Source organism: Lysinibacillus sp. NPDC097162 (assembly GCF_044762185.1).
Classification (GTDB): Bacteria; Bacillota; Bacilli; order Bacillales_A; family Planococcaceae; genus Lysinibacillus.
The window spans coordinates 196,278-205,857 of record NZ_JBIWDT010000007.1 but is presented as its reverse complement, the minus strand read 5'-3'; the positions used below and the strand labels follow the sequence as shown (position 1 = coordinate 205,857).

8 protein-coding genes, 6 tRNA genes and 1 rRNA gene are annotated in these 9,580 nt (G+C 38.9%); 14 read left to right on the top strand and 1 reads right to left on the bottom strand.

Annotation, left to right across the window (positions count from 1 at the left end; genetic code table 11):
- Positions 1–95 (top strand): 5S ribosomal RNA (gene rrf / locus ACIQXW_RS21655); the annotation flags it as partial.
- A 126-nt stretch (positions 96–221) separates the two neighbouring features.
- Here the strand turns inward: rrf and mbcS are convergent.
- The gene (gene mbcS / locus ACIQXW_RS21650) at positions 222–1,799 is read right to left on the bottom strand and encodes an acyl-CoA synthetase MbcS (RefSeq protein WP_402765432.1); all 1,578 of its coding nucleotides are present in this window, start codon (positions 1,797–1,799) and stop codon (positions 222–224) included.
- Between the two features lie 271 nt (positions 1,800–2,070).
- Here mbcS and ACIQXW_RS21645 point away from each other — a divergent pair.
- From ACIQXW_RS21645 to ACIQXW_RS21585, 13 genes are all read left to right on the top strand, one after another.
- Positions 2,071–2,147 (top strand) — tRNA-Asn (locus tag ACIQXW_RS21645).
- Positions 2,148–2,263: 116 nt separating this feature from the next.
- Positions 2,264–2,338 (top strand) — tRNA-Glu (locus tag ACIQXW_RS21640).
- A 74-nt stretch (positions 2,339–2,412) separates the two neighbouring features.
- Positions 2,413–2,488: transfer RNA gene (locus ACIQXW_RS21635), tRNA-Val, on the top strand.
- Between the two features lie 15 nt (positions 2,489–2,503).
- Positions 2,504–2,587 (top strand) — tRNA-Tyr (locus tag ACIQXW_RS21630).
- Between the two features lie 20 nt (positions 2,588–2,607).
- Positions 2,608–2,682: transfer RNA gene (locus ACIQXW_RS21625), tRNA-Gln, on the top strand.
- A 15-nt stretch (positions 2,683–2,697) separates the two neighbouring features.
- Positions 2,698–2,770, top strand: a tRNA-Lys gene (locus ACIQXW_RS21620).
- A 180-nt stretch (positions 2,771–2,950) separates the two neighbouring features.
- Positions 2,951–3,856, top strand: a complete 906-nt coding sequence (gene rocF, locus ACIQXW_RS21615) for an arginase (RefSeq protein ID WP_340821803.1) — start codon at positions 2,951–2,953, stop codon at positions 3,854–3,856.
- A 134-nt stretch (positions 3,857–3,990) separates the two neighbouring features.
- Entirely contained in the window at positions 3,991–4,554 is a 564-nt protein-coding gene (gene sigW / locus ACIQXW_RS21610) for an RNA polymerase sigma factor SigW (protein ID WP_004225410.1), read from the top strand.
- A gap of 13 nt (positions 4,555–4,567) precedes the next feature.
- Positions 4,568–5,191, top strand: a complete 624-nt coding sequence (locus tag ACIQXW_RS21605; RefSeq protein ID WP_340821805.1) for a zf-HC2 domain-containing protein — start codon at positions 4,568–4,570, stop codon at positions 5,189–5,191.
- Positions 5,192–5,340: 149 nt separating this feature from the next.
- Positions 5,341–6,177, top strand: coding sequence for a diadenylate cyclase CdaA (gene cdaA / locus ACIQXW_RS21600; RefSeq protein WP_340821807.1), 837 nt, complete (start codon positions 5,341–5,343; stop codon positions 6,175–6,177).
- A complete protein-coding gene (locus tag ACIQXW_RS21595) occupies positions 6,170–7,228 on the top strand; it encodes a CdaR family protein (protein ID WP_340821808.1) in 1,059 nt (352 codons plus the stop codon). The genes cdaA and ACIQXW_RS21595 overlap by 8 nt, the downstream gene beginning before the upstream one ends.
- 321 nt (positions 7,229–7,549) lie before the next feature.
- Positions 7,550–8,905, top strand: coding sequence for a phosphoglucosamine mutase (gene glmM / locus ACIQXW_RS21590; protein ID WP_340821809.1), 1,356 nt, complete (start codon positions 7,550–7,552; stop codon positions 8,903–8,905).
- A gap of 113 nt (positions 8,906–9,018) precedes the next feature.
- A complete protein-coding gene (locus tag ACIQXW_RS21585; RefSeq protein ID WP_402765425.1) occupies positions 9,019–9,540 on the top strand; it encodes a type 1 glutamine amidotransferase domain-containing protein in 522 nt (173 codons plus the stop codon).
- The last annotated feature ends 40 nt before the right edge of the window (positions 9,541–9,580 follow it).

Genomic DNA, 9,580 nt, shown 5'->3' with positions numbered 1-9,580 from the left:
GTCACACCCGTTCCCATACCGAACACGGAAGTTAAGCTCTTTAGCGCCGATGGTAGTTGGGGGCTTCCCCCTGTGAGAGTAGGACGTCGCTAGGCGCAAAAAGTCGCTGCTGATACACTCAGTAGTGGCTTTTTTTATTTCTATATACATTTAACTTAACTGAAATAGAACCAAAAATAGAGACATTTCATCACGATAGGTGAAATGTCTCTTTAAATATTTTAAACAGTTATAGCTCGTAGCTCTACACGTCGGATTTTCCCCGATGTTGTTTTTGGCAGCTCATCTATAAAGACAATACTGCGTGGGTATTTATATGGCGCTGTTAAAGCTTTAACGTGCTCCTGAAGCTCTTTTGTTAATTCTTCCTCATCACGGTCTCGGAAGCTCTCACGTAGGATTACAAAGGCTTTAACAATATTACCTCTAATTTCATCTGGTGCAGCGACAACAGCGCATTCTTGTACAGCCTCATGCTTATTTAAAGCATCCTCTACTTCAAATGGACCAATTGTATAGCCTGATGAAATAATAATGTCATCTCCACGTCCTTCAAACCAGAAGTAACCATCTTCATCGCATTTTGCTTGGTCTCCTGTAATATACCAATCGCCTCTAAAAGCAGCTTGTGTGCGTTCAGGTTCACGATAATATTCTTTGAATAAAGCTGGTGATGATTTGTGGACAGCGATATCTCCGACTTCTCCTACAGGTGCCTCATTGCCCTCATGGTCAATAATACGCACAATATTTCCTGGTGTAGGAACACCCATAGAGCCAGGTCGTAATTCGGTGTTTTCAAGTGTACCAATTAATAATGTATTTTCCGTTTGTCCATAGCCATCTCGTACTTTAAGGCCGAAATTTTTCATAAATGTTTCGATTACTGGACGATTTAACGGCTCGCCTGCAGATACGGCACTTCTTAATTCAGCTAATTTGTAATCTTTTAGATTATCAATCTTTGCCATAATACGATATTCAGTAGGTGTACAGCAAAGTACATTTACTTTTTCGTCCTGAAGAAGCTGAAGATAAGTATGAGGATCGAAACTACCATGATAGACGAAAGCAGTTGCTCCTAACATAATCGTCGATAAAAATGGACTCCAAATCCACTTTTGCCAACCTGGTGCTGCTGTAGCCCATACTAGGTCACCTTCACGTACACAAAGCCATTTGGAAGCTGCTGTTCGAATATGCGCATAACCCCAGCCATGAGAGTGAACTACTCCTTTAGGTTTACCCGTTGTTCCGGAAGTATATGAAAGAAACGCCATATCATCACGTTTTGTAGCTACAGCCGTAAAGTTTGTTGATTGCTTGTCAGCTAATGCATCTAAAGATACCCAATCGTTTGTAGCATTACCAATGACTAATTTATTGTTTAAAGCCGCGACGGAAGAAGTAATTTGATCGACCTCGCTAGTAAAAGCCTCGTAGGCAATAACTGCTGTTGCAGAAGAGTGTTCCATACGATACTCTAAATCACTTGCACGTAACATCTCAGAACAAGAGATAGGAACAATACCCGCCTTTAAACAACCTAGGAAAACAAAATATGCTTCTGGTAGACGTGGAATAATGACTAAAACACAATCTCCCTTTTGAAGTCCCTGTTCAGTAAACGCATTCGCGTATTGATTCATTTTTTGACTAAGGTCGGCATAAGAAATTGTTCGACGATTTTGCTTTGTATCCAACCATCTTATAGCTTGACGATCACTATCCTGCGAAAACTTCTCTAATTCCTCTGTGATGTTATAAAGTTCTGGTGCAATTAAATCATTTGTTACCATATATGAACATTCCTCCCCAAAACAAATTTAATAGAAAATTCTTAAAACTATTTTTATTTTAGCAATTACAATAATATACAGCAAGAATATTTGATGCGCAAAATAGAAATATTAGATTTAATAGAGAACTATTGTGCTTTAGTACCTACGAATTAAAAATTATGCAATAAATTAAATAATTTTTTTTGAAAAAGTATTGCATAATTTAGAATGCTTGCTATAATAATAAATGTACTTAAGAGGTTGTTAAAACCGAATTGAATAGTATTGTTCCGAAGTAGCTCAGTTGGTAGTAGCACCTGACTGTTAATCAGGTTGTCGCAGGTTCGAGTCCTGCCTTCGGAGCCATTTTTTTGCCCTTTTTTAATTAAAAGTTATTTTTAAAAAGAAATTATTGAAAAAGGCTTGCATCATAATAAAAATGATGTTAATATAAATCTTGTCTTGTTTGAGACATAACGAATGGCCCCTTGGTCAAGCGGTTAAGACACCGCCCTTTCACGGCGGTAACACGGGTTCGAATCCCGTAGGGGTCACCATTTTCTAAGCATCGTAGTAATGCATAGGCTTAAAAAGATGAATAAACTGTGAAGAAATAAACACCTGTCTCTATGGAGGATTAGCTCAGCTGGGAGAGCATCTGCCTTACAAGCAGAGGGTCGGCGGTTCGAGCCCGTCATCCTCCACCATATTGTGTTTTTTTCGGAGGGGTAGCGAAGTGGCTAAACGCGGCGGACTGTAAATCCGCTCCTTAGGGTTCGGCGGTTCGAATCCGTCCCCCTCCACCAGTTTTATTTATACAAATGAATGGGGTATAGCCAAGCGGTAAGGCAACGGATTTTGATTCCGTCATGCCCTGGTTCGAATCCAGGTACCCCAGCCATTCATTTCTTAATTTGAGCCATTAGCTCAGTTGGTAGAGCATCTGACTTTTAATCAGAGGGTCGAAGGTTCGAGTCCTTCATGGCTCACTTTTCTATAATTAAATTCAAAAGTGTAACATTAACTACAGATACTAATCTCTTGCTGAAAACAGCAGGAGATTTTTTTTAGCTGTTTTAAAATGTATAAATATACGGTTTTTTGTGGGGTTGAGCCAAGTACATTGTAGGCTTTACAATAGTCTTATTAAGAAAAGGGGGTATAAAATAATGAATAAACATCAAGTATCAATTATTGGAGTTCCAACAGATTACGGACAAACACGAAGAGGAGTTGACATGGGGCCAAGCGCAATCCGCTATGCGGGCGTTGTAGAGCGATTAGAAGCAATTGGTCACAAAGTAGAGGACCAGGGAGATATTCTTGTTAGCCAAGTACAAGAGAGTAATAAAATAGATAAACAGCTATTAAATTTAGAAGAAGTTGTAGATGTTAGTACATCGTTAGCAAATCAAGTACATGAAGCATTAGAGCAAAAAAAATTCCCACTTGTCTTTGGTGGAGATCATAGTATTGCAATCGGGACACTTGCAGGACTAGGTGAGCATTTCAAAAACTTAGGCGTTATTTGGTTTGATGCACATGCGGATCTAAATACACCTGAAACTACACCATCTGGTAATATTCATGGTATGCCACTTGCTGTTAGTATTGGCTTAGGGCATGAACGCCTTGTACAAATTCGTAACTATGCACCAAAGGTTAAACCTGAAAATGTAATTATTATCGGGGCGCGTTCAGTAGATCCTGGTGAGCGTGAGCTAATTCGCCAACAAGGAATTAAAGTATATACAATGCATGAGGTAGATCGCCTTGGAATGACGCGTGTAATGGAAGATGCTATTGCCTATTTACAAGAACGTAAAGTAGATGGCTTACATTTATCGTTAGACTTAGATGGTCTAGATCCACTTTATACACCAGGAGTAGGTACGCCAGTGCCAGGTGGCATAACATATCGAGAAAGTCATTTAGCGATGGAAATGCTACAAGAATCAGGAATGCTAACATCTGCTGAGTTTGTTGAGGTAAATCCAATATTAGACGAAAAAAATAAAACTGCAGATGTAGCTGTGGCATTAATAGGTTCTTTATTTGGTGAGACACTAGTTTAATTCCAAATTGTGAAAATATTGTTTATCGCCACATTGAGTAAAAATCTTTTGTTATAATTGAATATAAATTGAAACTTTTCTTATAGTCGGGCCGTATAGTATAAGACAGTTGTAAAGGTGGAGAAGTAAACACAATGGATGCGTTAGTAAATAAGAGAATAAAACAAGTGCTTAAAGGCGATCAAAACGCATTTGCCGATATTGTGAGTCTCTATCAGCACAAACTGTACCAAGTATGCTACCGAATGTTAGGAAACAAGCAAGAATCTGAGGATATTGCGCAAGAAGCGTTTGTTCGCGCTTATATGAATTTGCATACTTTTGATCAAAAAAGAAAATTTTCGACGTGGCTTTATCGAATTGCGACGAACCTCTGCATAGACCGTATTAGAAAGAAAAAGCCGGATTATTACTTAGATGCGGAGGTAGCTGGTACAGAAGGGCTGGATATGTATTCGCAAATTGCAGCAGATGACCAGCTACCAGAAGAGCAGTTAGAGCAGATGGAGCTACAAGATCGCATTCAATATGAGATTGGACGATTGCCGGATAAATATCGTTCAGTTATAGTATTGAAATATATTGAAGAATTATCGTTACAAGAAATCAGTGAAATTTTGGATATGCCTCTTGGGACAGTGAAAACGAGAATTCACCGCGGACGTGAAGCATTACGAAAGCAATTAAACAATCTGTAGGAGGGGGAGCGTCATGAATATTTGTCCAGAGCATATCATAGATTATATGCATGATTATTTAGACGGTGACATTAGTCGTGAGCATGAACAAGAGTTGAAACAACATTTGCATTCATGCGGTGATTGCAAGCAATTGATGCAGGAATTGAGTGAAACGATCGCCTTTGTGAAGAGTGCTTCCCATATTACAGCACCTCCAGATTTTGAAGCTGCGGTGATGGCTCGTTTACCGAAACCCAAAAGTCGTGTAGGTATGCAAAAATGGATTCGCCGTCATCCGTTCTTTGTTGCGGCAGCAGTTTTCTGTTTATTTATGAGTGCTACTTTATTGGGTAACTTTATGGATGATCAGCATTTCTCTGTTACAAAACAACCAAACCTAGTTGTTGAAGGACAAACGGTTATAGTACCAAAAGGTGAGGTTGTAAAGGGCGATATTGTCGTTAAAAATGGCGATTTAATTGTTGAGGGTGAAGTAGATGGCAATGTAACGATTATTAACGGCCAGTATATGGCATCTTCTGCAGTTGTTTCAGGCAAAATCGAGGAAATAGACGAAGCGTTTGAATGGTTATGGTATTCCATCAAAAATTCCGTTAAGACTGCAATGACATTTGAGGAAAAAGAAACTAAATAGAACTCTATACGTCCTACATGGTAGTGCACGTGAGAGGATGAAAGGTCTACTCATCTGGGTAGACTTTTCTTTTGAAAAAAGTTACATTTGAAAAGAATGTGCTATACTTAAATGTGTATGGATTCGCAATGAAAAGTGGGGGATGCCACGTGCAAATTATCGAACAATTCACGGATTTAACACCAGTGAATATTGTTATTAACTTCATAGATGTACTGCTCGTTTGGTACGTTGTTTATAAAATTTTAACCCTCATTAAAGGGACGAAAGCTGTCCAATTATTAAAAGGCATTTTCGTCATTATTATTGCACGCATTGCAACAGACTTTTTGGGGTTAGAAACATTAGGATGGATGCTAAAACAAGTAATCGAGTTTGGTTTCTTGGCTATCATTATCATCTTCCAACCTGAAATCAGACGTGGTCTTGAGCAAATTGGCCGAGGCAAGCTGTTCCAACGTTCAACAAGTCAAGAAGAAGAAGAGCAAACTAGACTGATTGAGGCTATGAAGAAATCTGTTAGTTATATGGCTAAACGCCGTATTGGTGCGTTAATTTCTATTGAAAAAGACACAGGACTAAATGAATATATTGAAACGGGAATCGCTTTAAACGCAGAGGTTTCGTCTGAATTACTTATAAATATTTTTATACCGAATACACCACTTCATGATGGGGCTGTCATTATGCAGAAAGATAAGGTCACAGCAGCTGCTTGCTATTTACCGCTTTCTGAAAGTCCGTTTATTTCGAAAGAGCTTGGAACACGACATCGTGCAGCTCTTGGGCTCAGTGAAGTAACAGATGCGATTACGATTGTCGTATCTGAGGAAACTGGAGCAATTAGTATTACGTTAAACGGTAATCTACATCGCAATCTTTCTCTAGAGGAATTCGAAACACTATTACGTAAAATGTGGTTCGGCTCAGTACAAGAATCTAATGCAGCCTCTAAGTTGACTTGGAGGGGGAAAAAGAATGGATAAAATGATGGATAGCCCTTGGGTATTGCGGATCATTGCACTTTTCCTAGCGTGCTTACTATTTTTCTCTGTTCGGACCGAATTATCTTCTACAGATAAGACGGCGATGAATGAACAGATGGAAGTGATTCAAGATGTCCCAGTAGAGGTTTATTATGATGACGATAATCTTATTGTAACGGGTATACCGAAAACAGTTAATGTCACGATTAAAGGACCAAAGCAAATTGCTTTAAATACAAAGCTAGTGAAGGATTTCTCAATATTTGTTGACCTAAATGATTTATTAATAGGTGAACATAATGTCAAACTACAATACGAGAATATTTCTGATAAATTGCAAGTGACGCTCGACCCAGCAACAGTGAATGTAAATATTGAGGAAAAGGTCACACAAGAATTCCGTGTCGATCCTGAAATGAATAATCGTTTAATTGATGAAGGATATTACCTAAAAGGAATGTCTGCCAACCCAGCGACTGTGTTTGTAACAGGGGCAAAAAGTGCTATTGAGAGCATTAGTTATGTGAAAGCAACTGTAACGGGTGAACAAGGTCTGAAACAATCCTTCTCTCAAGAAGCGGCAGTTAAAGTATTAGATCGCGATTTAAATAAACTAGATGTGACGATAGAACCAGAAAAAGTAAAAGTGCGAGTAGATATTGGAGAATATAGCAAAGAACTACCGGTCTCAATAAAGGAAACTGGTAAAGCAGCAGAAGGCATTACAATAAATCAATTAACGCTCGTTACGCCTACGCTAAAGTTATATGGGAGAAAATCGATTATTGATGTTTTAACAGAAATACCTGTTGAAATTGATTTGTCAAAAATTACTGAATCAAAAACATATGAATTTGATGTAAAATTACCAGATGGTGCGACTAAAGTATCTGAACAAAAAATTAAAATTAAAGCAGATGTTACTAAGGCAGAAAAAGCCGACAAGGTAGAAAAGGTAGAAAAAGAAGAAAAAGAAACGCCTGCAAATGCTGAAACAAAACCTGAAGAAACAAATCCTGATTCTGTCACAGAAGAAGATATTGATTCTTAAACAATAACTGACTATAATTTTAACTTGATTCATTAGAGATTCCTGTCTCAACAAATCATGCTTTCTAGCATAAATCAAAATGCTACGAACAAGTGAGGCTCAGGCTTACATTATTACAAGTGCGATTTGTTAGATCAAACGTACAACGCCTGAGTACCAATAGCTTGGAGCTATAGAGCCTCTGAAAGATAGTTAGAGAGGCCTAACTACTACTACATGAATGAAAAAAGACTTTTCCAAAAGTAAGCAGACGAGCCGTCCGATTGTCCGCAGGAAACAGCATGATGCGGTCGTCTTGCATTGAAGGAGAGAACAATTAAAATGGGTAAATATTTTGGAACAGATGGCGTCCGTGGCGTCGCGAATAGTGAATTAACACCGGAATTTGCATTTAAACTAGGCCGCGTAGGTGGCTATGTTTTAACGAAGGATGCAACAGCAACAGGGCGTCCAAAGGTATTAATTGGTCGTGACACACGTATTTCAGGCGAAATGCTTGAAGGTGCACTGGTAGCCGGGCTATTATCAATCGGCGTAGAGGTAATGCGTCTAGGTGTAATTTCTACACCAGGTGTTGCTTATCTTTCCCGAATTATGAGTGCAGATGCAGGCGTCATGATTTCAGCTTCACATAACCCAGTTGCCGACAATGGCATTAAATTTTTCGGTCCGGATGGTTTTAAACTAACTGATGCACAAGAAGCAGAAATCGAAGCAATTCTTGATGCAGAAGATACATTGCCACGTCCAATTGGTGCAGATTTAGGTATTGTAAGTGACTACTTCGAAGGTGGACAAAAGTATATTCAATACTTAAAGCAAACGGTAGATGAAGAATTTGATGGTATTCATGTGGCACTAGATTGCGCACATGGTGCAACATCATCACTAGCGACTCATTTATTTGCTGACTTAGAAGCAGACATTTCTACAATGGGTGCTTCACCAACTGGTCTTAACATTAATGACGGTGTTGGTTCAACACATCCGGAAGGTCTTGCTACATTTGTTACTGAAAAGGGTGCAGATGTTGGTTTAGCATTTGATGGTGATGGGGACCGCCTAATCGCAGTAGATGAAAAAGGTAAAATCGTTGATGGCGACCAAATTATGTTTATCATTGGTAAGCACTTAAATGCAGTCGGTCGTTTGAAAAAACAAACGATTGTATCTACTGTGATGAGTAATATGGGCTTCTACAAGGCTGTTGAAGAAAACGATATGCACAGTGTTCAAACTGCTGTAGGTGATCGTTACGTTGTAGAAGAAATGCGTGCCAATGAATACAACCTAGGTGGCGAACAATCAGGCCATATTATTTTCTTAGACTTCAATACAACAGGTGATGGTCTGTTAACAGGTATTCAACTTGTCAATATTATGAAGGCCACTGGGAAAAAACTATCTGAGCTTGCGGCAGAAATGACGATTTTCCCACAACGTTTAGTAAATGTACGTGTAACTGACAAGCATGCAGTGACGGAAAATGCAAAAGTTGCGGCCGTAATTGCGGAAGTTGAATCTGATATGGCTGGTAACGGTCGCATATTAGTTCGCCCTTCAGGTACAGAGCCGCTAGTTCGTGTAATGGTGGAAGCTGCTACAGAAGCGGACTGTGAACGTTATGTAGAACGTATTGCAAATGTAGTACGTAGTGAAATGGGTTTAACAGAATAATTGTCATGTAACTCGATCTCTCATTATTGAGAGATCGAGTTTTTTTATGTTTGAAATAGATTGGAGCGGGAAGAATACTATTGAGTCACAATAACAAGGGGTGTTTTATTGATATGGCTAAAATAGCAACAGTAATAACAGATATGTTTGAAGATGTAGAGTATACAAGTCCAAAGGAAGCGTTAGAAGCAGCAGGTCATGAGCTAGTAACAATTGATACTGAGGCTGGAAAAGAAGTAAAAGGTAAACATGGGGAGAAAGTGAAAATCGATAAAGGTATTGATGAAGTCAAAGGTTCAGAATTTGATGCATTGTTCATTCCAGGTGGCTTTTCACCAGATATTTTACGTGTAGATGATCGTATTGTAGCCTTCGTCAAAACGTTTATGGACGACATGAAGCCAACCTTTGCGATTTGTCATGGGCCACAGCTTCTAATAACAGCGAAGACTTTAAACGGGCGTGATGCGACAGGCTATAAGTCCATACAAGTGGACTTAGAAAATGCAGGTGCTAATTTCCATGATGAAGAAGTATTTGTTTGCCAAAAGCAATTAGTAACAAGTCGTACGCCGAAAGACTTACCCGCTTTTAATCGAGAAATTGTGAAATTACTTGCAAGTAAAGAGAGCTAATTAAAGGCCCTCTAAATAATCATAACGTAAGATGCAACCT

Excerpts from the sequence above, each read along its gene's own strand:
- ACIQXW_RS21605 (WP_340821805.1), top strand. The coding sequence starts at position 4,568 with ATGAATATTTGTCCAGAGCATATCATAGATTATATGCATGATTATTTA.
- mbcS (WP_402765432.1), bottom strand. The coding sequence starts at position 1,799 with ATGGTAACAAATGATTTAATTGCACCAGAACTTTATAACATCACAGAG.
- rocF (WP_340821803.1), top strand. The coding sequence starts at position 2,951 with ATGAATAAACATCAAGTATCAATTATTGGAGTTCCAACAGATTACGGA.
- ACIQXW_RS21595 (WP_340821808.1), top strand. The coding sequence starts at position 6,170 with ATGGATAAAATGATGGATAGCCCTTGGGTATTGCGGATCATTGCACTT.
- glmM (WP_340821809.1), top strand. The coding sequence starts at position 7,550 with ATGGGTAAATATTTTGGAACAGATGGCGTCCGTGGCGTCGCGAATAGT.
- sigW (WP_004225410.1), top strand. The coding sequence starts at position 3,991 with ATGGATGCGTTAGTAAATAAGAGAATAAAACAAGTGCTTAAAGGCGAT.
- ACIQXW_RS21585 (WP_402765425.1), top strand. The coding sequence starts at position 9,019 with ATGGCTAAAATAGCAACAGTAATAACAGATATGTTTGAAGATGTAGAG.